20 protein-coding genes and 1 tRNA gene are annotated in these 23,057 nt (G+C 41.4%); 8 read left to right on the top strand and 13 right to left on the bottom strand.

What is annotated here, in order from left to right; genetic code table 11:
* The 9 genes from ABD873_RS13325 to ABD873_RS13285 form a co-directional block, all read right to left on the bottom strand.
* Positions 1-598, bottom strand: a 598-nt coding sequence (locus ABD873_RS13325; protein WP_486387644.1) for a cytochrome c biogenesis protein CcdA, incomplete at its 3' end; no start/stop codon positions are given.
* Between the two features lie 126 nt (positions 599-724).
* Entirely contained in the window at positions 725-1,783 is a 1,059-nt protein-coding gene (locus ABD873_RS13320; protein WP_039053107.1) for a PLP-dependent cysteine synthase family protein, read from the bottom strand.
* 252 nt (positions 1,784-2,035) lie between these two features.
* Positions 2,036-2,761: a YoaK family protein gene (locus ABD873_RS13315; protein ID WP_345069098.1), complete on the bottom strand. Its 726-nt coding sequence runs from the start codon at positions 2,759-2,761 to the stop codon at positions 2,036-2,038.
* Between the two features lie 137 nt (positions 2,762-2,898).
* Complete coding sequence (locus ABD873_RS13310) at positions 2,899-3,975, bottom strand: 2Fe-2S iron-sulfur cluster-binding protein (protein ID WP_345069096.1); 1,077 nt, start codon at positions 3,973-3,975, stop codon at positions 2,899-2,901.
* A 63-nt stretch (positions 3,976-4,038) separates the two neighbouring features.
* Complete coding sequence (locus ABD873_RS13305) at positions 4,039-4,515, bottom strand: DUF4405 domain-containing protein (protein ID WP_039053108.1); 477 nt, start codon at positions 4,513-4,515, stop codon at positions 4,039-4,041.
* A gap of 5 nt (positions 4,516-4,520) precedes the next feature.
* Positions 4,521-5,111, bottom strand: a complete 591-nt coding sequence (locus ABD873_RS13300) for an NAD(P)H-dependent oxidoreductase (RefSeq protein ID WP_345069093.1) — start codon at positions 5,109-5,111, stop codon at positions 4,521-4,523.
* 85 nt (positions 5,112-5,196) lie between these two features.
* Complete coding sequence (locus ABD873_RS13295) at positions 5,197-5,730, bottom strand: Crp/Fnr family transcriptional regulator (RefSeq protein WP_039053110.1); 534 nt, start codon at positions 5,728-5,730, stop codon at positions 5,197-5,199.
* A 67-nt stretch (positions 5,731-5,797) separates the two neighbouring features.
* On the bottom strand, positions 5,798-6,952 hold the full coding sequence (locus tag ABD873_RS13290) for a lipase family protein (protein ID WP_345069091.1): 1,155 nt from the start codon (positions 6,950-6,952) through the stop codon (positions 5,798-5,800).
* 354 nt (positions 6,953-7,306) lie between these two features.
* Positions 7,307-7,380: transfer RNA gene (locus ABD873_RS13285), tRNA-Pro, on the bottom strand.
* Between the two features lie 295 nt (positions 7,381-7,675).
* Here ABD873_RS13285 and rplS point away from each other — a divergent pair.
* Positions 7,676-8,029: a 50S ribosomal protein L19 gene (gene rplS / locus ABD873_RS13280; protein WP_039053809.1), complete on the top strand. Its 354-nt coding sequence runs from the start codon at positions 7,676-7,678 to the stop codon at positions 8,027-8,029.
* Positions 8,030-8,102: 73 nt separating this feature from the next.
* Here the strand turns inward: rplS and ABD873_RS13275 are convergent, their stop codons facing one another.
* Entirely contained in the window at positions 8,103-9,092 is a 990-nt protein-coding gene (locus ABD873_RS13275; protein WP_345069088.1) for a potassium channel beta subunit family protein, read from the bottom strand.
* A gap of 198 nt (positions 9,093-9,290) precedes the next feature.
* Here ABD873_RS13275 and ABD873_RS13270 point away from each other — a divergent pair, with 198 nt between their 5' ends.
* The 4 genes from ABD873_RS13270 (at position 9,291) to yidC (ending at position 14,960) form a co-directional block, all read left to right on the top strand.
* Entirely contained in the window at positions 9,291-10,295 is a 1,005-nt protein-coding gene (locus ABD873_RS13270; RefSeq protein WP_345069085.1) for a carbohydrate-binding family 9-like protein, read from the top strand.
* Positions 10,288-11,364, top strand: coding sequence for a family 10 glycosylhydrolase (locus ABD873_RS13265; RefSeq protein ID WP_345069083.1), 1,077 nt, complete (start codon positions 10,288-10,290; stop codon positions 11,362-11,364). Before ABD873_RS13270 ends, ABD873_RS13265 begins: the two co-directional genes overlap by 8 nt.
* Before the next feature lie 164 nt (positions 11,365-11,528).
* Positions 11,529-13,145 carry a CTP synthase gene (gene pyrG / locus ABD873_RS13260; protein WP_345069081.1) on the top strand — a complete coding sequence of 539 codons (1,617 nt, stop codon included), beginning with the start codon at positions 11,529-11,531 and terminating at the stop codon, positions 13,143-13,145.
* 21 nt (positions 13,146-13,166) lie between these two features.
* Positions 13,167-14,960, top strand: coding sequence for a membrane protein insertase YidC (gene yidC / locus ABD873_RS13255; protein ID WP_345069079.1), 1,794 nt, complete (start codon positions 13,167-13,169; stop codon positions 14,958-14,960).
* An 85-nt stretch (positions 14,961-15,045) separates the two neighbouring features.
* Here the strand turns inward: yidC and ABD873_RS13250 are convergent, their stop codons facing one another.
* The 3 genes from ABD873_RS13250 to alaS form a co-directional block, all read right to left on the bottom strand.
* Complete coding sequence (locus tag ABD873_RS13250; protein WP_039053814.1) at positions 15,046-15,735, bottom strand: response regulator transcription factor; 690 nt, start codon at positions 15,733-15,735, stop codon at positions 15,046-15,048.
* Positions 15,736-15,835: 100 nt separating this feature from the next.
* Positions 15,836-16,936: a redoxin domain-containing protein gene (locus tag ABD873_RS13245; protein WP_345069076.1), complete on the bottom strand. Its 1,101-nt coding sequence runs from the start codon at positions 16,934-16,936 to the stop codon at positions 15,836-15,838.
* Positions 16,937-16,953: 17 nt separating this feature from the next.
* On the bottom strand, positions 16,954-19,566 hold the full coding sequence (alaS, locus tag ABD873_RS13240; protein WP_345069074.1) for an alanine--tRNA ligase: 2,613 nt from the start codon (positions 19,564-19,566) through the stop codon (positions 16,954-16,956).
* A 192-nt stretch (positions 19,567-19,758) separates the two neighbouring features.
* Here alaS and ABD873_RS13235 point away from each other — a divergent pair, with 192 nt between their 5' ends.
* From ABD873_RS13235 to ABD873_RS13225, 3 genes are all read left to right on the top strand, one after another.
* Positions 19,759-20,589, top strand: coding sequence for a universal stress protein (locus tag ABD873_RS13235; protein WP_345069072.1), 831 nt, complete (start codon positions 19,759-19,761; stop codon positions 20,587-20,589).
* Between the two features lie 3 nt (positions 20,590-20,592).
* Complete coding sequence (locus tag ABD873_RS13230) at positions 20,593-21,459, top strand: universal stress protein (protein ID WP_345069070.1); 867 nt, start codon at positions 20,593-20,595, stop codon at positions 21,457-21,459.
* Positions 21,460-21,584: 125 nt separating this feature from the next.
* Positions 21,585-22,919, top strand: coding sequence for an OmpA family protein (locus ABD873_RS13225; RefSeq protein WP_345069068.1), 1,335 nt, complete (start codon positions 21,585-21,587; stop codon positions 22,917-22,919).
* The last annotated feature ends 138 nt before the right edge of the window (positions 22,920-23,057 follow it).

The following is a 23,057-nucleotide window of genomic DNA, read 5'->3' as shown; positions in this document are numbered from 1 at the left end:
TCTTGTTAACAAAAGAACTTGGTAGCGTAATCTCGAAAGCCCCAAAAAATGAAGCCGCAAAAACAACCAAAATCACAAAAAAAACAAAATTGAATATCCCATTAGTCGACAGCTCGTTCAACGCATCCGAACCAAAAGCTATCGTCACCAGCATACCCAAAGCAACATAAATCACGATGATGAAAAGCCCGTACAGCAACGCCTGAGAAAATCCTTGGGCATGAGACCCCGAACGCTTGGTGAAAAAGCTCACCGTAAGAGGAACCATAGGAAAAATACAAGGCATGAAAAATGCCGCAAAACCACCAAGAAGACCCGCAATGAAAATCCCCCACAGCGAAGAATCCTGAACATCAGACTCCATAACGGACATAGACAAGCTCTGTTCGCCCTCTACTGCAACGGTATCAACCTCCTCAACAGAACTATCCGATCCATCCGTGAACTCCAGCCCCTCCACATCAATAAATGCAGAACTTTCAGTAGTGTCTTCCATAGATTCTACACTCTCCACACGGATTAAAGTGTCAGAGCTTTGCGCCTGTGAAAAAGTAACAGCTGCTAACAAAGCTATTACCCAGCATATTTTTCTTATCATGATTTATAATGAATTAGTAACAACTTCTATTAAAGATTAGCCGAACATAACGCTCGGCCAATCTATTTTTTTAACACAAACAGCCCTAAACATAATTTAGGATGAAACACAAATTACTGTCGCGAATTAGCAAACAATAGGCTTTTCCAGACGTGCAATAGGGGTAAATCCTGTAAATTGCACATCCGTTGAGATATAGCCTTCCTTAACAGGTTCTTCTCTCACAAGGTCAGTACTCAAATATTTTTTGTTGTCATCAGCCAACACTGTCACCACCACTGCGTCTGCTCCCAGCTGCTCTTTGATTTTTATTGCTCCTATAACGTTGGCCCCCGAGGAAATCCCAACAGCAAGGCCTAACTCTTGTGCCAGCTTCTGTGCCATAATGATAGAGTCTCCATCCGAGGCACAAACTACCTCATCCAGTTCATCAAGATTGACTATTGCCGGAATAAATTCATCCGAAATACCTTGAATCCTATGTGCTCCAACTTTATATCCTGTTGTCAAGGTAGGACTTTCCATAGGTTCTAGCGGATGTACCTTTACCCAAGGATTGTGCTGTTTCAACTGACGCCCCACACCCATCACGGTTCCTCCTGTCCCCACGCCGGCGACAAAAGCATCAGCCACCAGATTTCTAGCACTCAACTGCAGCGCAATTTCCTTACCAGTGGTAAACTCATGTGCCTCAGCATTATATTGGTTTTCGAATTGTCGTGGCAAGAAGACCCCTCCCCGGGCTGCCAGCTCCTCACTAAGCTGTATGCTTCCCAAAAATCCTCCTTCTTCCTTGCTGATAAGCTGAATTTCAGCACCCAGACTTTTGATGATATCTATACGCTCCTTACTCAGCCAGTTAGGCATAATGATTTTCACCGTATGACCTAACGACCGGCCTATCGCCGAAAAAGCTATACCCGTATTGCCACTTGTAGCTTCTACAATCATATCGCTAGGCGAAATCTGACAATTCATATAAGCCTTGTAAAGAATATACAAAGCCATACGGTCTTTGATACTTCCCGTCAAATTATAATTCTCGCACTTAACAAAAATTCTCCCCGGCTTCCCCTTATAAGTGTATTGAAGTTCCAACATTGGCGTATTGCCCACTAAACACCACAGATGGCTAAACCTGTGATCTAGTTCCGGAGATAAGCATTTATGTACCGTTGAAATCATGTATCCATCTTAATTTTTTAGCACAGCAAAAAAACACATTATCAATACATTTTTCAAACAAACCACAACAAAACAAAAAACTTAACAGAAAAGTATAAGATATTCCAAAAAAAATACAAAAACCAGACACATTATAATTACTCCTCGAAAAAACATCCAGCGAGGAATTCTCCATTTGCAAAACAAAAGAAGGAGAAGCGTATTGCTTCTCCTCCTTCTTAGCACTATATCTTCAAATTTCTTTACCGAAAACTAGCGAATCTTTTTGGCAATAAGTTTTCTTTTAACGGCTAGTCTTACGTAATCATAATAAAGACCTGCCAGAAGAAGCATACCGGCACCAAGCAGCACAAACATTTGGATTTTCGAATAAAAGATACCACCAAAAAGACCTCCCAAAAAGAAAAAACTAATGATGGTTAGTCGCAGCCGTATGGATGAATACAGTTTTTGTCTTTTAGCTCTCTCCTTATAAAAAAAGAGTTGAGACACCTCTATACCTAGGTCAGTAAAAAGACCGGTAAGATGCGTAGTACGAACTACAGCATTGGATATACGTGTCACCAAGGCATTCTGCAACCCCATAGTGAAAAGCAACGCATATGCTATAATATAAGGATAGGTAGGAACAAAAAGCTGCCCCGTAAAGGCCACAGTAATCAGAATCACACTTTCCACCAAGACAGGAATACGATAAGTGTACCGGTCGTCAATCTTGTGAATAAATTCTATGGCGAACCCTGAAAAAAAAGAACCTAAAAAGAAAAACAGAATATAGAGAAAGTAATGCGTAGCTTCCAGAAACTTCTGCTGGAACACCTCGTCCACAAACATGGCAAAATGGCCGGTAACATTTGTTGTAAGTCGCTGAACAGACAAAAATCCGGCAACATTCACCACTCCCGCCACAAATGATAACAATGAAGCGATTTTAAGATTGTGAGTAAATGTTCTACTCTTTCCCTTATGCCTAAACATACTTCCTAGATGTACTTACAAACAAGAAGACAAATAACGTAAAAATTATTGGATACCCTGAAAGAAATAAAAGCTAACCAACAGAGCATCAACCTGTAAAAGCCTTTTCTCGAATGATTATACGAAGACTTTTTTCACTATCTGAATTCTACCACTACATCATCAGACTGTGGATATCCTACACAAGGAAGGATATACCCTTCTTTAAGCTCTCTTTCCGACAAGGCTTCAGTAGTTAGCATAGTCACTGTTCCCGAAAGACATCTGCTGATACAACTTCCACAATCCCCATTCTGACAAGAATAGGCTAGATCAAAACCCTGATCAAGACCGGCCTCCAAGATAGATGTTCCTGCCGGCACCTTCACCTCATAATCCTTTCCTTTATAGCGTACCGTGATTACATATTCCGTATCGGAGGCTGCGACAGCCGAAGTATCCAATTCAGTATAAAAACTCTCCTTATGGATAGTCTCTTCATTATATCCCAAGCCATGAAGTGTCCGTACTACAATATCCATCAAGCCTTGTGGACCACAGACATAAAATTCTGCCTTATTGCCACGCTGTATCCCCCATTCGTCCAACACAGAAATCAACCTAGACTCGTTTAGACGATGGTCTTCTTTCTTCTTAAAAAGACGTGAGAAGAATCCCGACTTATGTTCTTTCTCTTTCCAATCCTCACTCCAATAATAAACAATTCGGAATCGCTCGGAATATCTTGCTCTCCATTCCTCCAGCTCTGTGTAGAAAATTGTATTATCCCTCGAAGAATTAACATAAAGGAGATTCACTCTCACATGTGGCTCTTCGCTAAGTATAGACTTTATCATGGAAAACAATGGAGTGATTCCGCTTCCTCCTCCTATCATCACTGCTTCTTTGCTTTCTTCCTTACGGACAAAATAGAAATTACCCATAGGAGGTAATGCCGACAACGTATCACCCGGCTTCAAGTTGTCTATAAGATAATTGGACACTTTACCTCCCTCTACCCTTTTTACTGTCACGGACAGAAAACGGTCCGCACAAGAGGCAGAACATAGCGAGTAACAACGTCTTTCTTCTTTTCCATCTATATCACATATCAAAGTAAGATATTGGCCGGAAAGATATGAAACAGGTCTTTCAGGTTGTTCAAAATGTATGGTTATGGCGTCGGAAGTCTCTTTAACAATCTCAGCCACACGTAAGAATAATGTCTCACTCATATATATATATATTTACGGTTAAAAGATTGCGGCACAAGATACGATTTTCATGAAAGGATATTGTCATTCTAAAAGCATATCGATAACTTCCTCAGCATCCATGTCATGGTGCCTCCATAAGTCTTCAAATATTACGATCTCCTCCAAGGACACTCCCTTTTGCTGTAGACGTGTCGCCGCAGTTGTATAATCTACACCTAAGGCCTTTAAAGCATCTTCCACCGGCGCTTTCGTCAGTCTTTCCATGATCTGAAGATCTACAGGAGGATAAGTGATCTCTGCAACAACAAGTATTGCCGACAATACCAGAACGGCTAAAGCTGCCGGCAAAAAAACACCTTTTTTGAAATGCCCTCTCAAGGACTTCCAGTTAAGCAGAATATGAAAGGCAGCACAGAATACAAACAGAAGTCCCAGTACTTCGTGCAACACTTCGGTATAGCCGTCCCACAGATGAAACAACATCAACATACCGGTAATTGCCACTACCACAAATATTAAAGATATAAAAGGTGTAACGATATTTCTGTTGATTTTCATGACGATTATTTTAGAGTTGAAAACTGTTTTTCCAAATTGTCGAGCCATCTAACACGTTTCTCATGACTTACACGTTTTACCGACGTAAAACTTATCCATCGTAGATTTCTGTATCCCATAGCTTTAAATACACTTTTGAGCATCGCCTTACGAATTAAATTACCTATAAGCAACGAATACATCAGCTTAGGCTTATTCATCGTCGTAATCATCGTAATACTCTTCAGATTATCCAGCAGAGGTACTAATCCAAATCCCCTAGGATGATGGTCATACACCACTCCCGGAAATAAAACTCGATCAATAAATCCTTTGGTCATAGCAGGCATGATATCCCACCAGATAGGAAATATAAAAATCAGATGGTCAGTCTGCCTAAGGCGCTCGCTATAGTCGATTACCTGAGGATCTATAGGCTGATGATCCACGAAAGCTTTCAGGTCAGCCTTTGTCATAGCCGGACGAAATCTATCATTATCCAGATGAATAATATCTACTTCATGGCCTCCGATCTGTAGGCCTTTGTGTACGGCATGCAGGATAGCGTTGCAGTAGCTCCCTTCATACGGATGGTTGAATACAATAAGCGTTCTCATATTCTCATATAGTATTGTGTTGACAATACAAAATTGAGAAGGCTTCTGCCCTTAGAACGATAACATTTGTTAATAAATGCGAGGATTACTTTCGGTTGCGAATACGACTGAGAGATACCGGTGTGATCCCCAGATAGGAGGCTATGTAGTGCTGCGGGACACGCTGTACTATATGTGGGTATTGACGGATTAATTCTTCATAACGCTGCTGTGGAGTATTACGGAGGAAAGAAAGCATGATTCGTTGGCCCTCAAACAGACGCCGGAAAAGATGCTCTTCAAACATCTTACGCAACGGCGGCTGTTCCTCAATAACTTTTTGAAAATCTCTCTGAGAAACTGTATGCAAAATACAAGGTTCGATACTTTCGATACTGTATAAGCTGGGCTGGTTGGTTCGAAAACTTTCTATAGAAGAAACGCTGTCTCCTTCAAAGAAAAACTGAGTAGTAATCTCCTTACCATCGTGATTAATCCACGTACGAAGACATCCTTTCTCCACGAAAAACATGGTCTTGGAAACTTTACCCTCCTCCAACAAAACAGTACGCGCAGGTACTTCCACACGATTGATATACTTTTCAAAAGGAGACCATAATGTTTTCTTTGACAACCCCATATCATAAACAATATACTAATATATATTGGAAAATCTACTAAGTCAATGGTATTCCTTTCTATACTACTCAATCTATCCTCTTTTTGATATTCAACACAGGAACAAACTCTTCCAAACCTTGGTAATATTGTCTCAAGAGGTAACGGTAAGGATCTATGCCGTGATCAAAGTACAGCGCAGCATTTTTAAATTTTTCTTTATAGGCTTCATTGGCCGACAACACTATGGGTACGCCAGGGCGTACGAAGTAGGTCGTTTTCACCGGATTGGGTAGTTGCAATTCGGGTAAAGATTTGTGAATAAAATCTCCTACATATTTACCCAGATATTTCTGATAAGCTTCGGAAGATTTCTGAGCACTATTTTTCATCTTGTTGAATGCCTTTTTGACAAACCATCGTTTCAACCAGGACAGATCGTTGAAGCGAGCCTCCAAGTTTAGAATAGGATTAGGCTCATTCATATCTATTTCCAGCTGTTGTGTTGTCAATGGCATTTCCGGCACAGGGTCCGCAGAATTGACAATGCTGAAGGTCCACATAGAAAGATGAGCATTATCATAATCATAAGCAAAATACATATTTCCCATCTTCGGTGGAGCGCTGGCATACGTTTTCACCGTTATTCCCTTAAACTCACCCTGCTTACGCTTATACATAAGCCATGCACTAAAATAATAACACAAGGCACCTCCCTGTGAATGTCCCGAAATCATAAAGTCGCGATAACCTTTAGCATACAGCTCATCAAACTTAGGTTTCAGCTGCTCCGCTAGATAACCAAAACCTATCAAAAAACCCGCATGTACCGCAGCTTTAGGATCTTCTGCCAGCTTATAGTCAAAAGCTTTTTCATTTGTCAGCTGTAGGGTTCCCGCGGCAGGCACCATAGCACAATAAAAGTCTTCCAAAAAAGACTCCATTTTTGTTGTCGTCCCCCGAATAGCGAGTACAACTGCCGAATCCTGACGCAACCATATATCAGCAACATTGTCTAATCCTACATTCGGTGTCCGATACAACAAAGTATAGCCTGTTGTATGCTGAAGAATGGAAGCTGTTCTCGTCGTATCCTGGAAAATAGCATTGATTTTCAACAGATCCTCACATTCCTGAGCATCAAAGCCCGGCTTAAGTTTTGAAAACTGCGCCCTCGAACTGAAAGCAACAAAAGTAAAGAACAGAATAAAGAATATTCTACAGGGTAAAAGTCTATAATACATGATCATAAGGTTTACAAAAGGTCGAGCAAAAGTTAAAACTGACAGTTAAAAAATATTTTCACGTGAAATGGCATACCTAAAGCATTTCTTTTCGAGTTATATCGACTATAGACAAATACTCCGACAATAACTTTTTATTATAATTAGGATTTGTAACGATGGTATAAGGAGGCTGTCCGTACGTGAATATAGAATTCACCATCAAAAGTAAAAAATATTTCATCATCAACGAGTTTTAAAAACTCTAATTTAAAATATTTAAAGGAAGAAACAGATATAGAAAAAGTAACTAATTTCTCGATAAAAGTAATGCTAAAACAAAAAAAGAGTCCAATTGTGTTGGACTCTTTTTCGTCGGGGTGGCAGGATTCGAACCTACGACCTCCACATCCCAAATGTGGCGCGATACCGGGCTACGCTACACCCCGATGAAGGACTAACCTTCGTTGTTTGTGATGCAAATATACAGCGTTTTATTGACTTGTCAATACTTTTTTCAACTTTCTGCACTAATTAGCTGATTTATTGATAAATATTTTTCTGTTTTTTCCAGAAAAATATCTTTTAACCAAATTATGAAAAACAAGATATATTTCATACCTTTGCACTCGCCTTATAAGTAAGGCAACTTTTTTGTTAAAAGATTTTTATAATTAAAATAAAAGCTGTAATATTGCAATCCGATTTTTACAGGATATAAATCGTTTATAATTACTCAAAATCATGGATTTAGTAAAATTTGTAGAAGAACAAGCGGTAGTAAAAAATGAGATTCCCGCTTTCAAAGCAGGAGATACCATCAGCGTGCACTATAAAATTCGCGAAGGAAATAAAGAGCGTATTCAAGTGTATCAAGGTGTAGTTATCCAATTAAACAGCGAAGGTGCTAACGCTACATTTACCGTTCGTAAAATTTCTAACGGTGTAGGTGTTGAACGTATTTTCCCTGTAAATTCTCCTAACATTGAAAAAATTGAAGTAAACAGCTTAGGTAAGGTTCGCCGCGCTAAATTGTTCTATTTACGCAATCTTACTGGTAAAGCTGCTCGTATCAAATCTAAACGTAGCACAAAATAATCTTCTTTAGATATAAACGAGACTGAAAGACATAAAAAAGGATGTAACCTGTGTTACATCCTTTTTTATTTGCTTATGATATCGTGATCTGAGGTTTTGTACCCATAATCTCGTCTATCTTTGCCAACACTTCCGCAGTCAACAGTGGAAGTACCTCTAAGGCTTTAAGGTTTTCTGTAAGCTGACTTTCCTTAGTTGCACCAAGAATGGCCGTGGTGACATTCGGATTGCTGATACACCAAGCGATGGCCAACGATGGCAACGACACCCCCAACTCCTGTGCCAGGTCGGCAAGCTTAATTACTTTGGCTATTTTCTCTTCCATCAGTACCTTCTCTTTCAACCATTCATATCCTTCCAAAGAAAGACGTGATCCTTCAGGAATACCGTTGTTATATTTTCCGGTAAGCAGTCCGGAAGCTAGAGGACTCCAAATGGTCGTGCCCATACCTATATTGCGGAAGATAGGTAGATAGTCGGCTTCCATCTTCTGACGGTTGAAAAGGTTGTATTCCGGCTGCTCTACGGCAGGTCCCTCCAACCCTAAATCTTTAGCCACCATATGCGCTTCCACAATCTCTGCCGCCGACCACTCACTGGTCCCCCAATATAATATCTTACCCTGTTGAATCAACGTATTCATCGTGCGGACTATTTCCTCCATAGGCACGTTAGGATCAGGACGATGGCAGTAATATAAATCCAGATAGTCTGTCTGCATACGGGTCAAGGCCTCATGGCAGGCCTCTACAAGATGCTTACGGCTTAAACCATGCTGATTAGGCTTTTTTTGCTCTCCCTTCCATCCAAAGAACGCCTTGCTCGACAACACATATGAAGTGCGGTCCCAGCCCTTTTTCTTCAAAATACGTCCCATCATTTCCTCCGACTTACCGGCAGAATACACCTCCGCATTGTCAAAAAAGTTGACTCCCGCGTCATATGCTATAGACATCAGACGATCGTTGTCCTCATCATCGGTCTGGCGGGCAAAAGTAACCCACGAACCGAAAGATAATACACTTAACTGGAGACCTGTGCTCCCCATTCTTCTATATTCCATATATCAATCTCTTTAGTTTTCTACTATAAAAATAGAGAACATTTGGCGGGCTTTTGATGAAAATATCATACAAAATGTCTAAATTTTGTAAACACTTTTATTATGAACCTATTTTTCCAATACGTAGCTTGTTTATTTATAATACTTTGCATCTGTCAAGCAGCTAAAAGCCAGCACCTTCTGAATCAAGTAAGGGCCATGCAAAGCCCTCCTCTCGTTTATTCTGCCCTAAAGATTTTCGAACCTATCCTCATTGATGGTAAAGAAGATCCAGTATGGCAACGCGCTCCTTGGTCATCCGAATTTATTGATATCGAAGGTTCGCATCAGCAAACACCATCTTACTCCACACGCTTTAAGATGCTGTGGGATGATAACAACCTTTATATTCTAGCGGTATTGCAAGAACCTCACATCTGGGCTACGCTGAAACAGCGAGATGCTATTATCTACCAGGATAACGATTTCGAAGTATTTATCAAGCCCAAACATTCGGCACCTTGGTACTACGAAATCGAAGTCAATGCGCTCAACACAATTATGGACCTTATGATGCCAAAGCCTTACCGTTTTGGCGGACACGCACTCCTACAGTGGGACGTAAAAAATCTACAATCGGCAGTGCATATCGAGGGCTCTCTCAACAGTCCAAAAGATATAGACCAGCAGTGGACCGTAGAAATGGCTATACCTTTCGCTTCCTTAGCACACTTTGCCGGCCCTCAAAGACCAAGTCCTAATGACTATTGGCGCATCAACTTCTCTCGAGTACAATGGCAACATGACATATTTCACGACAGTTATGTCAAAAAGAAAATAGACAACAAACCTCTTCCCGAAAACAATTGGGTATGGTCGCCCATAGGTGTAATCAACATGCATCTACCTGAAAGATGGGGATTTCTACATTTTAGCTGCGACCAAGAGCCTGCCCAACTCCCTCCATATTATCGGATAGAGAAAATGGCATGGAATATCCATTACCTCCAAAACATCCATAAACACAAACACCAATCTTTTACCTCAGACATCAAACTTCTGGAAGGCTATGACGATTTTTTGGCCGAAGATATAGCTAAATACGACATACAGCTTACGGTATCGGAGAACGGACAGTTTTACCATCTACGTCTTGCGGACAAAATGTTGAACTATATATTTACTATCGATAACTACGGTAACTATACTACGAATTATGAATAACAGAAGATCATTTATCAAACAAGCAGGATTAGGTCTGGCAGCCTTACATCTAGAACGTAGCTCCCCTTTCTTACAGCCTGCACCTCCCTCTTTCATCTTCGATTACTGGCTATGGCAACGCCCTAACCTCAGTGAAGAAGAATCCCAGATAAAGAAACGCTTCCAGTCCTATAAAGAGGCAGGCATTCGAGGTCTGATGTTCGAAAACTACAGTAGAAAACATTTTCAATTGGCCAAAGAAATAGGCTTTGAAGCGCACCGTTGGATGTGGACAATGAACCGCGGAGAGAAAGAACTCCTCGAAAATCATCCTGAATATTATGCGGTCAGCAGGTCTGGCAAATCCTGTGCCCACAATCCTCCTTACGTGGGGTATTACCGTTTTCTCTGTCCTTCCCATCCCGACGTACCTCCCTATTTGGAAGAAAAGGCTCGTGAACAGCTTGAAAAGGACGATGTGGATGGACTGCATCTCGATTACATACGCTATCCCGACGTCATACTGCCAGTCAATTTGTGGGACAACTATAAATTAGATCAATCGGCGGAGCTGGCAGACTACGATTTTTGTTACAGCAAATATAGTAAGGACGCCTATCGTAAAGAAACAGGAATAGATATTGACAAAGTAGCACGTCCGGAGCAAAGCCCCTCATGGCGCGCCTTCCGCTATGGTCAGATTACAAAAGTCGTCAACCGCATTTGTACTGCTGCCAAAGACTATGGAAAGCCGGTGACGGCAGCCGTTTTTCCTACACCAGACCTTGCCCGACGCATAGTAAGACAAGATTGGACACAGTGGAACCTTTCCGCAGTATTCCCTATGATCTATCACGGATTCTATAAAGAACCAATCTCGTGGATAGGTATGGCTGTAGAAGAGGGCGTACAAGCATTGAACGGAAAATTTCCTCTATACGCGGGACTTTACCTTCCCGATTTTAACGACCTGAAAGAACTAGAGCAAGCTATAAAATTGGCTAAATCTAAAGGCGCCGCAGGCGTCTCGCTTTTCGGAGAGAAAGAATTTGACACCGCAACGATACATATGTTGCGAACCATAAAATAACGGCAATTAAGGGATATTACTCCTGTCAGAATCCTGCAAAAAATATCAACAATGACGGAATGTTTCTGCTTTATCCGAAAAAAGTGTTACCTTTGTATCCCGTACATAAGGATGATGTAAAGGAGTAAAATCCCACATTTTGAGTTGAAAATTCCATAATTGCTATGACTAAATATATCTTTGTTACGGGCGGCGTAACCTCGTCGTTAGGGAAAGGCATTATTGCAGCATCACTTGCCAAACTTCTTCAGGCACGTGGCTTTAAAGTAACCATTCAAAAGTTTGACCCTTATATCAATATAGATCCGGGAACACTAAATCCATACGAACATGGAGAGTGTTATGTAACGGAAGATGGGGCCGAAACAGACCTCGACTTAGGACACTACGAGCGATTCCTAAATGTCCCTACCTCGCAAGCCAACAATGTAACAACAGGTCGTATCTATAAATACGTCATCGAAAAAGAACGTGAAGGAGCTTACCTAGGCAAAACTGTACAGGTCATCCCCCATATCACGGACGAGATAAAACGTAGAATGTTGCTGCTAGGCAACACGGGAGACTACGACATCGTCATCACAGAGCTGGGCGGTACGGTAGGCGACATAGAATCCCTGCCTTTCATCGAAGCTGTCCGTCAGCTACGATGGGAGTTGGGCAGCAACAACTCGGTAGTAATACACCTTACATTGGTTCCTTATCTTGCCGCGGCAGGTGAGTTGAAAACAAAACCTACTCAGCACTCCGTAAAGACCTTATTGGAATATGGCGTACAACCTGACGTATTGGTATGTCGTACCGAACATAAACTTACTCAGGAGATACGCAAAAAACTTGCCCTATTCTGTAATGTTAACATCAATGCCGTAATAGAGTCAATTGACGCACCCACAATCTACGATGTGCCACTATTGATGTTAAAAGAACAACTCGACAAAATCGTCCTTACCAAATTAAAATTATCTACAAAGAATGAACCTGACTTAGAAAACTGGAAAGCTTTCTTAGGTCGCCTAAAAAACCCTACAAACGAAGTTAACATCGCTCTTGTAGGTAAATATGTAGAACTTCCGGATGCCTACAAATCCATTAACGAAGGTTTCGTACATGCGGGAGCAGCCAACGAAACAAAAGTTAAAGTACAATATTTCGCTGCCGAAAGCGTTACTGACGACAATGTGGCCGAAAAACTTAAAAATGCTGACGGCGTATTGGTAGCTCCAGGCTTTGGCGAACGAGGCTTGGAAGGCAAGCTGGCGACAATAAAATACGTTCGCGAGAACAAGATTCCTTTCTTCGGTATCTGCTTGGGTATGCAATGCTCTGTAATAGAATTTGGCCGTAACGTGTTGGGATTGAAAGATGCTAACTCTTTTGAAATGAACGAAAACACCCCACACCCGGTAATCAACTTGATGGAAGAGCAGAAAAATATCAAAAACATGGGAGGTACCATGCGTTTAGGTGCCTACGATTGCGAAATTAAAAAAGGCACTAAAGCGTATGCTATCTACGGCAAAACGAAAATTTCTGAACGTCACCGCCATCGTTACGAATTCAACAATGCCTACCTCGAACAATACGAAAAGGCAGGAATGATTGCTTCAGGAATTAATCCGGAAACTGGCCTCGTAGAAATTGTAGAGCTTAAAGATCACCCTTTCTTCGTAGCAGGACAGTTTCACCCGGAATTAAAATCTACAGTTGCAAATCCTCACCCACTTTTTGTTAGCTTTGTAGCTGCAGCTTTAGCAAATAAAAAAGCGTTGAAAAAATAATTTTGAACCAAAATAAATTAAATGGATAGAAATAACATTATAGGACTAGTTTTAATCTTCATCATCTTTGCTGGTTCATTCTATTGGATGAAGCCTAGCGATGCTGAAATTAAAGCCGAACAAGCCAGACAAGACTCTATCGCTGCCGCAAAAAAAGGCACTGTAGTCACTAAAGATTCTGCCAATGCCATGGTCCCTACAGACTCTGCTGCATGGACACAAAAACCTTTCGGTGAAGCAATGGTAGCCCAAGAGGAAATCATCACCCTTGAAAACGATATTCTTAAAATCGATTTGACATCAAAAGGTGCTAAAGTAAAAAATGTCCTTCTTAAAGGTGAGAAAAACTTCGACGGCTCTCCTCTTAATATCATCGAAGGCGACAACAACAAATTCGGCTTCATATTCAAGGCAAATGGTGAAAACGTACATACCAACGACCTTGTCTTTACGGTAGTAAACAAAAGCCCTAACACAGCGACCTTAAGATTGTCTTACAAACAAGACCAATATCTGGAATATGTGTACACCTTATCCGAAGGGCATAACCTCGCCGTCAATGTAAATGCGGTAGGAATCCAAAACTTGATGGACGTACAACAAAAATCCATTATCTTGGATTGGGAAACTACCCTTCTACAAAAAGAACAAAACATTAAGTCAGAACGTGAAAAATCGACGATCTTCTTCAAAGATGCAGATGGTGATATAGACCACCTGTCAGAGGCCAGCGATGATGAAGAAAAAATCGACGACAACAAATTGGAATGGATCGCTTTCAAGCAACATTTCTTCTCGTCAATCTTCTCCTCAAAACAACCTTTTGAAAATACCAACCTTATCACAAAGGTGGCTACACAGGATGGCGTAGTCAAAACATACAAAGCTACGGCTGAGCTAGCCTTCAACAGTCAAGCCAACAACCACTACGAATTCAACTACTTCTTCGGCCCTAACAAATACAAAACATTAAAAGCTGAAGACAAGGCGTACGAAAAAATCATCAACATGGGATGGGGTCCTATGGGATGGATTAACAGGTTTATCACCGTTCCAATCTTCGATTGGTTGGATGGATATAACTTAAGCTACGGTATCGTTATCCTTATCCTTACAATCCTGTTAAAAGGAGCCATGTTCCCATTGACACGCAAATCGTACATATCTATGGCGAAAATGCGTGTGTTGAAGCCTCAGTTGGATGAGATCAAAGAAAAAGTAGGTGAAGACAATCCTATGTTGCTTCAACAAGAACAGATGAAGCTATACAAGCAAGTAGGGGTAAACCCACTAGGTGGATGTCTGCCGCTCTTGTTACAGATGCCTTTCACTTTGGCTTTCTTCTTCTTCTTCCCAAATCTTTACGAACTGAGAGGAGAAAGCTTCCTATGGATGAAAGACTTGTCAACATACGACGCACCTATTACCTTCCCTTCATTCTTAGGTATCAACCACATTTCTTTGATGTGTGTGTTGATGACATTGGTGACGTTGCTCACAACATGGTATAACAACGCTACCTCAAGCTCTGGAGTAAACAACCAAATGAAATATTTGGGCTATATCATGCCGTTGTTATTCTTCTTTATGTTGAATAATTTCCCGTCAGGATTGAACTACTATTACTTCCTAGGTGCCGTGTTTACCTTCTTAACGCAGTTCATCATCCGTCAGACCATCAACGACGAAAAGATATTAGCTCAATTGGAAGAAAATAAGAAAAATCCTAAGGTACAGAAGAAATCTTCTTTCCAAGCACGCCTGGAAGAAATGATGAGACAACAACAGGCAGCACAGCAAAACAAAAAGCAATAAGCTTGTCTTCTTCAACCATAAAAAAATCCCGATTATAGCTATAATCGGGATTTTTTTATGTTATTTCTTTTAGACAAGAGTCTTCCTAATTCAATTCAAACTTATATCCTACCCCCTTTACAGTGGCAACGTAATCTTCTCCTATCTTTTCTCTCAACTTACGGATGTGTACATCGATAGTGCGGTTGGTGACAATGACCGAATCCTCCCAAATAGCCTTCAAAATCTGATCTCTAGTAAAAACTTTGTTAGGCTTAGATGCTAACAGGAATAGCAGTTCAAACTCTTTGCGCGCCAAAACTACCTTTTCCCCACTTTTGTACACCAAAAACTCTTCCCTGTCAATCACCAGGTCAGAGATTGTAAGCTTATGGCTTGGCGTTTCTGTCTGTTCAGGATTATTTCTTCTGAGGATAGCATTGATACGCGACATCAACGCTCTAGGTTTTATAGGTTTCGCGATATAATCATCGGCTCCTACATTGAAGCCCGCGATCTCGGAATACTCTTCGCTACGGGCAGTCAGAAAGATGATGAAAGTGCTTTTGAATTCCGGAAGAGCACGCATCTGCCTGCAAGATTCTATACCATCCATTTCCGGCATCATCACATCCAAGATGATTAGATCCGGATTCTCCTTCTTCGCTACCTCTATAGCCTGACGACCATTGATGGCCGTACAAACCTGATAGCCTTCCTTGTTCAGATTGTAGGAAATGAGATCTACTATATCCTGCTCATCATCCACTACAAGTATTTTTTTCTTGGAATTCATTGCTCTTTTTTTACTAAAATAGGTACTCCATCCTAAGATAAAGTTAACCAAATATTATGAAATTGTTAAAATGAGAAAATCTTAACGATTTCATAACTGTTTATTTTTCCAATACCTTCTTTAGCAATGCTTCCAGCTCTGCACTACGTAAGTTTTTGGCAATGATTTTTCCTTCTGGATCCAATACGAAGGAGGCAGGAATAGCTTTAATACGGTAGTTTATAATCAAATCAGATGACCAAGCTTTCAGGTCGGAAACATTGGTCCAAGCTAACTTGTCATCTTCAATAGCACGCATCCACGAGCCAGGATTGTTATCCAGCGATACACCTAAGATATCGAAACCCTGATCTTTAAAGGCATGGTATATGCGAACTAAATTAGGATTTTCTTTGCGGCAAGGCATACACCATGAAGCCCAGAAATCCAACAACACATACTTCCCTCTGTAGTCTGACAGCTTCACAGTCTTATTGTTGGGTGTGTAAGCTTCAAAGTCCGGCGCGGGCTGTCCTACTGCCAGTCTCTTCATCTTCTCCACTTCCTCCCGGAACTGATTGACCATAGCATTGTCTGTAAACAGATCTTTGATCTCCTCCACATAGGCGATAAGTTCATTTTCCGCCAATTCGGGATCCAACGTACTCATAGCATAAAATCCAGCAAGATCCTTATGCTGCTTAGCAAAAGAAACAGCCTCCTGCACATAGAACTTCATAGCATCTTTGTAGCGGATAAGATAATCAGAACGTAGGGCATCAATCTCACTTTCCGACTTCCCTCCAATACTTCTGACAAACGCTGACTGCAGTGAATCCTCAACAAACTCCTTACGTGCTTTGATAGGAGCAAACTCTTTCAACGTCAGCGACAGCGCTGACCCTTCTACCTCATATTGCTCGGGATTCTGTAAATCCGTCCTAAAAGTAACCTTCTCGCCGGGAGTAAGAATAACAGGATAGGTATTATTTCCAACACGAACGGTCAGCAACCTAGGCTGCGTTGCCGGCCGTTCGAATTTGAACTTATTCTGATCGGAAAGGAAGACCGAGTCCAGCTTGCGCTCACCCTCGTAAAAAGCTACTACCTTCACATTCCCCGAATTTAAAATTTCTCCCGAAATGTAAATGTTATCCTTATTTGAACAACCAAACCCCACAAACAACAACATCCCCACAATCAAAGTTTGCAGCTTTTTCATCTTCATCTCCTTTCTGTTTATTTTAAAAATTCCTTTGCTCTGGCAATAGCTTTATCCAATCCGCTGGCATCTTTACCTCCTGCCGTAGCGAAGAAAGGCTGACCTCCTCCACCACCTTGGATGTCTTTGGCTAAATCGCGGACTATATTTCCTGCATGAAGACCTTTCTCTTTCGACAGCTCATCAGACACCACTACGGTAAGACTAGGCTTTCCGTCAAATTCGGCACCCAACACCAAGAAGAGATTGTTTAACGACCCTTTGAGTGCATAAGCTAAAGTCTTGACAGCATCAGCATTCGGCAAGTTAACACGGGTGGCTAAGAAGTTGATACCATCTATAACCTCCAGCTTAGCCTCCAACTCCTTTTTCATTGCCAAAGACTTTTCGCGTATAGCATTTTCGATTTCCTTTTTCAGCGCACTGTTTTCCTCAACGATTTTTGTCACTGCCGAGACGAAATCCTTAGGGTTGTTTAAGATTTCTTTCATATTCTGCGCCAGCTCGAAATGTTCACGGATTACCGCCGCCGCTTTCGTGCCAGTGATAGCTTCTATACGACGTACTCCAGCAGCTACAGCAGACTCCGATATTATTTTGAAGAAGCCTATCTGTCCTGTTGCTTTTACGTGTGTTCCTCCACACAACTCTTTGGAGAAGCTATCATCAAAAGTGATCACACGCACAAAATCTCCGTATTTTTCACCAAATAAAGCTGTTACGCCAGATTCTATAGCTTTCTGGTAAGGCACCTGACGCTCTTCCTTCAAAGGAATGTTTTCACGAATTTTAGCATTAACAATATCCTCTACAGCTTTGATTTCGTCGTAAGTCATCTTCGCAAAATGCGATATATCAAAACGCAACACATCCGCCGTAACCAACGAACCTTTCTGATTCACATGCTCTCCTAATACCTGCTTTAAGGCTGCATGCAACAAGTGTGTAGCAGAGTGGTTGCTCTCCGTATCTAGACGCTTTGCAGCATCTACCTTGGCTTCAAAATACCCTTCCAAAGATGAAGGCAGCTGATTTACAAAATGAACGATCAAGCCGTTTTCTTTCTTGGTGTCTGTAACGTATGTTTTCTCACCAGCCTCAGAGATCAACACACCGGTATCCCCTACCTGACCACCTCCCTCAGCATAGAAAGGTGTCACTGATAACACAAGCTGATATTGTTCTTTACCTTTGGCCTTTATCTTACGGTATTTTACGATTTCTGTAGTAGCAGTCAGGCTGTCATATCCCACAAATTCGGTATCTTCACCTTCATTCACTACCACCCAGTCGCCGGTATCAATAGCCGTAGCTGCACGTGAGCGATCTTTCTGTGCTTGCAAAGCTTTATCAAAAGCTTCCATATCTACTGTCAATCCCTTTTCACGAGCCAACAGCTCTGTCAAATCGATAGGGAATCCATAGGTATCAAACAATTCGAAGGCAAAGTCGCCGTCAATGACTGTATGATTTTCGGCATAATGTTCAAAACGTTGGATACCTGTAGTCAGTGTACGCAAGAAAGACACTTCCTCTTCCAGAATAACTTTCTCCACAAAGTCCCGCTGTTGATACAGTTCGTCGAAAACACCTTTGAACTGTTCTGCCAATACAGCTACCAACTCATGGAAAAATGGAATTTTAAAATTCAGGAAGGTATACGCATAACGCACGGCACGACGTAAAATTCGGCGTATAACATAGCCTGCCTTATTGTTTGATGGCAGCTGCCCGTCCGCAATAGCGAAACTTACCGCACGGATATGGTCTGCCAACACACGCATAGCGATATCGGTCTTCTCATCCGCACCATATTTGATGCCTGACTTCTGCTCTATATACTGAATCAATGGCTGAAAAACATCCGTATCATAGTTGGAAGTTTTCCCTTGGATACAGCGTACCAAACGCTCAAAGCCCATCCCTGTATCCACATGCTTGTTAGGTAACAACTCCAAGGTACCGTTCTTAAGACGGTTATACTGCATAAATACTAGGTTCCAGATTTCTATCACCTGTGGATGATCAGCATTCACCAAATCCTGTCCTTTCACCTGAGCACGTTCCTCTTCCGAACGCATGTCGTAGTGGATTTCCGAACAAGGACCACAAGGACCGGTATCCCCCATCTCCCAGAAATTATCCTTCTTCTTACCCAAAAGAATACGGTCTTCCGCAATATGCTGCTTCCAAAAATCGTAAGCCTCCGTATCGCGCTCCAAATTTTCGGCGGCATCCCCTTCGAAGATTGTCACATACAAACGATCTTTATCCAGCTTCAACACTTCTGTCAGAAGCTCCCACGACCATGCAATGGCCTCCTTCTTGAAATAATCGCCGAAGGACCAGTTACCCAACATCTCAAACAAAGTGTGGTGATACGTATCTATGCCGACCTCTTCCAAGTCATTATGCTTTCCAGACACGCGCAAACAACGTTGTGTATCGACTACCCTCGGATATTTAACAGCCTTCTCTCCTAGAAACAGTTCCTTGAACTGATTCATTCCGGCATTGGTAAACATCAGTGTAGGGTCATTCTTTACTACTACCGGTGCTGATGGCACAATATGATGATCTTTACTCTTGAAAAAATCCAAAAATGCTGCGCGTATTTCTCTACTGGTCATGAAATTATTCGTTTTTAAAGCGGCAAATTTACTCAAAATAGCTGGCTATTACAACGCTATTATCGTTTTGTTTAGGTCAGTTTTTCGAAAACAAAAATCTCCTCTCCCACGCAAATAGTTGCTGTCATCATCCTTTTATTGAGCAAACTTTAGTAAATTTAACATGTCAAGAAAATTCCTATATCCTATTTTATGAGAAAAAAGATACTAGTTCCCACTGATTTTTCAGAAAAAGCGTATTATGCAGCTCAGTATGCGTGCCAGATAGCCCTAAAAAATGACTTCGACATTCATCTTTTCCACTGCTACACTACCAGTACAGCCATAAGTACGGATGATTCGGACATTCCTAAGGGTGATTTGCTTATGGAAGAACTCAAAAAGAAACTTATCCAAGAATATCCGGGCGTAGTCATAGAGTCCAAATGTGTCTCACGCCTCTTGATCGATGTCATACCGGAATATGCCGTAGCGCCTCAATTTGAATTTATAGTAATTGGCACCACGGGAGCAAACCATGGACGCCCCGTAATCTGGGGAAGCAATACAGCATTTGTCACAAACAATGTGTCAATACCGGTGCTTGCCATACCTTCACAAAATGAGTTCCGCACATCCAAAGTAGCTATTCTGACAAACTTCAAAGCTGAGGAACTAGAATCGCTCAACAACTTTACCAAACTTTGTGGACCAATAGAAAAACTGGACATCATCCATATTTATAAGGATGCTGCCAAAGCCAAAGACATCCATAACGACCTGGAAGACTGGGCTTTCAATATTAAACAGTTGAGCAACGTCCATGAGGTGAATATTATTGCAGAACGAACCCATACGGACAACCAAGAGTTGGATACCGTTCCGGAAGTCATCAACCAGATTATCACGGACAACGACTATGATATGGTCATCGTGACAAAAACCAGAAAATCTTTTTTCAACCGACTAATCAACGGATCGGTTTCCCGTAAAATCGTGTTGACCCTGCAAAAACCTACATTCTTCGACAACATAAAAAAATAAAACATGGCAGACAGAATATTAATTCCAGTAGATTTCTCCCCATATTCGGATAAAGCGATAGAATATGCTTTGCAACTACAAGAAAGAAGCCCTCAGCATATAGATCTCGTACATGTGTTTACCGAAGAGACAAACATATATCAACAGTCACTCTCCAATCCGGAATTGATACACCCGAAGGTAGCAGAAGCGAAACGCCAGATGCAGGAACGTGTCAAAATCATATCTTCCACCTTTCCCGATATTGAGGTCAGAGAAATCTTCAAGGAAGGAAATCTATATACAGAGGTGCGCAAACTTGCAGAACAGAACACCTACAACGCCATCGTCATGGGCACAAAAGGAGCCTTCGGCCTAGATGCCCTCATCTCCGGCTCCAACATGTACGATGTGTTCCTTAACACCAAACTTCCAGTACTGGCCGTACCTTTCCAAGAAAAAGAGTTCCGCATAGAAAAGATAGGTCTTCTCTGCAATTTCAAATATGGCGAGATAGATGTGCTCAAACAAGCCATAAAACTTTATGGTACAGACTTCGAACTCATCCTCATCCATGTCAATACGACCAATGATACCATCAGCAATATCGATAAGAGCTTTGATGTCTTTATCGAAAAGATCATTGAAGAGACAGGAATAGAAAATATCTCTTATGTGATAAAAGCACAAAACTTCTTTGTTCAATACAAGGAAGATGTATCCTCTGCAATAGAAAGCGTCATTGCCGACGAAAGACTTGACGCCCTACTGGTGACAAAAAGCAAGAAGACTTTTCTCCGAAAAATCATCGAAGAAAACATTGTAAAGAAGATGGCCTACCAAATCCATATTCCTAAATTTTTCGCCCGCAGGATCGAGGAAAACAAGTGAGAAAGTGTTTTTGTAGACGTCTAACTACAAAAGCATTTTCTACGGGAGAAAATATTCTTAAATGAGGCAGTCTTCCAACTTTTGGCAACAAAATTGATTCGGAGAGTAAAACAAAATTTATTTTTATGAAAAATAACTACAAAAAAGTTGCTTTAATGTTCGCTGCAGGATTGGTTTCTACTGCCTCTTTTGCACAGATTTCACATCCTACCATCGAAGGTACTACACCCTTCGCTCCAAATGCGGAATATAGAACTTGGTCTTTCGGTATCAATGCCGGTATATTGAATCAATCGAACATTTTCGGATTCAACCGTGACGGTTTCGACAAACTAAACCATAACTTAGGTTATAGCGCCTATATCAAAAAATATATATCTCCTTCTTTTGGTCTTAAAGCGCAATATTTGGGAGGTAAAGTTGGAGGTGTAAATGAAAATGCCTCAGCCGCACAAATCTCTGAATTCGAAACTAAGATGCCTTGGTCTGCTGCTTTATCGGCGGAGTGGACTGCCGCCAACACCAACTGGAGATTTGTAAACAGCATCATCAAGCCGTATGTCTCTATAGGTTTGGGAGCATTGAATTTCGAAACGACTACCACCGTTGATGGTACATCTACCACAGCAGAAGCATCGACGAAATTATATGTTCCTGTAGACGCAGGATTGAAATTTGCTATCGCTAAAGGAGTAAACATTGATTTAGGATACCAACTAAACTGGGCCAACCAACACTTCGATGGCAAAGCAGGCGGTCAATACAAGAATGACCTGTTCTCCTATGCCCATGCAGGCCTAGAATTTGCTTTGGGAAGCTCTAAAAAACCTTTCTTAGGCAATAGCAACCCTGCCGCAACGTTGGCTGCTGACGTAAATAAAAAATATGACGCACTTAAAGCCGAACGTGATGCCCTTATCGCCTCAAACAACGAACTAAAAGGTGAAATAGCACAAATTCAAGCTGATTTGAGAGATGATGATGGCGACGGCGTACCTAACAAATTCGACAAATGTCCTAACACACCTTCGGGAGTTCAGGTTGACGGCTCCGGTTGTCCTATCACCGTAAAACATGAAACCAAAGTCATCGAGAAGATCGTAGTGACCGAAGAAGATAAAAAGGTAGTAGATGAAGCTATCAAAAACTTGGAGTTCGAGACAGGAAAATCTGTTATTCGCCCTAGCTCTTACGAATCCTTGGACAAAGTGGCAGCAATACTAATCGAGAAAAATTTCAGCTTGAAATTATCGGGACATACCGATAATACCGGTTCTTACCAGACAAATATGCGTCTGTCCAAAGAACGTGCAGAAGCAGTTAAAGCGTACTTGGTGTCTAAAGGTGCTAATGCTTCACGAATCGAAGCTACAGGCTACGGCCCAGACCAACCGATAGCATCCAACAGTACTGCCGAAGGTCGTCAGAAAAACCGTCGTGTAGAATTCACTTTATACTAAAGATAAAGCCTTAAAAAAATAGAAAAGCCGAAACAATGTGGACTGCCCCCAAAAAGTTGGACGAATTTATGCAATATTTTTGATATGATGAGCTCGGTATTCTACCGGGCTCATTCCATTTAAATTAGTTCTTATCCT

The sequence above is a fragment of the Sphingobacterium thermophilum genome (genome assembly GCF_039541675.1).
Taxonomy (GTDB): Bacteria; Bacteroidota; Bacteroidia; order Sphingobacteriales; family Sphingobacteriaceae; genus Sphingobacterium; species Sphingobacterium thermophilum.
The sequence above is the reverse complement of the archived record's forward strand: the minus strand, read 5'-3'. Positions and strand labels throughout refer to the sequence as shown.

Excerpts from the sequence above, each read along its gene's own strand:
- rplS (WP_039053809.1), top strand. The coding sequence starts at position 7,676 with ATGGATTTAGTAAAATTTGTAGAAGAACAAGCGGTAGTAAAAAATGAG.
- alaS (WP_345069074.1), bottom strand. The coding sequence starts at position 19,566 with ATGACCAGTAGAGAAATACGCGCAGCATTTTTGGATTTTTTCAAGAGT.
- ABD873_RS13295 (WP_039053110.1), bottom strand. The coding sequence starts at position 5,730 with ATGGGGTTGTCAAAGAAAACATTATGGTCTCCTTTTGAAAAGTATATC.
- ABD873_RS13290 (WP_345069091.1), bottom strand. The coding sequence starts at position 6,952 with ATGTATTATAGACTTTTACCCTGTAGAATATTCTTTATTCTGTTCTTT.
- ABD873_RS13315 (WP_345069098.1), bottom strand. The coding sequence starts at position 2,761 with ATGTTTAGGCATAAGGGAAAGAGTAGAACATTTACTCACAATCTTAAA.
- ABD873_RS13320 (WP_039053107.1), bottom strand. The coding sequence starts at position 1,783 with ATGATTTCAACGGTACATAAATGCTTATCTCCGGAACTAGATCACAGG.
- ABD873_RS13250 (WP_039053814.1), bottom strand. The coding sequence starts at position 15,735 with ATGAATTCCAAGAAAAAAATACTTGTAGTGGATGATGAGCAGGATATA.
- ABD873_RS13300 (WP_345069093.1), bottom strand. The coding sequence starts at position 5,111 with ATGAGAACGCTTATTGTATTCAACCATCCGTATGAAGGGAGCTACTGC.
- yidC (WP_345069079.1), top strand. The coding sequence starts at position 13,167 with ATGGATAGAAATAACATTATAGGACTAGTTTTAATCTTCATCATCTTT.
- ABD873_RS13270 (WP_345069085.1), top strand. The coding sequence starts at position 9,291 with ATGCAAAGCCCTCCTCTCGTTTATTCTGCCCTAAAGATTTTCGAACCT.
- ABD873_RS13265 (WP_345069083.1), top strand. The coding sequence starts at position 10,288 with ATGAATAACAGAAGATCATTTATCAAACAAGCAGGATTAGGTCTGGCA.
- ABD873_RS13225 (WP_345069068.1), top strand. The coding sequence starts at position 21,585 with ATGAAAAATAACTACAAAAAAGTTGCTTTAATGTTCGCTGCAGGATTG.
- ABD873_RS13230 (WP_345069070.1), top strand. The coding sequence starts at position 20,593 with ATGGCAGACAGAATATTAATTCCAGTAGATTTCTCCCCATATTCGGAT.
- ABD873_RS13245 (WP_345069076.1), bottom strand. The coding sequence starts at position 16,936 with ATGAAAAAGCTGCAAACTTTGATTGTGGGGATGTTGTTGTTTGTGGGG.
- ABD873_RS13310 (WP_345069096.1), bottom strand. The coding sequence starts at position 3,975 with ATGAGTGAGACATTATTCTTACGTGTGGCTGAGATTGTTAAAGAGACT.
- pyrG (WP_345069081.1), top strand. The coding sequence starts at position 11,529 with ATGACTAAATATATCTTTGTTACGGGCGGCGTAACCTCGTCGTTAGGG.
- ABD873_RS13305 (WP_039053108.1), bottom strand. The coding sequence starts at position 4,515 with ATGAAAATCAACAGAAATATCGTTACACCTTTTATATCTTTAATATTT.
- ABD873_RS13275 (WP_345069088.1), bottom strand. The coding sequence starts at position 9,092 with ATGGAATATAGAAGAATGGGGAGCACAGGTCTCCAGTTAAGTGTATTA.
- ABD873_RS13235 (WP_345069072.1), top strand. The coding sequence starts at position 19,759 with ATGAGAAAAAAGATACTAGTTCCCACTGATTTTTCAGAAAAAGCGTAT.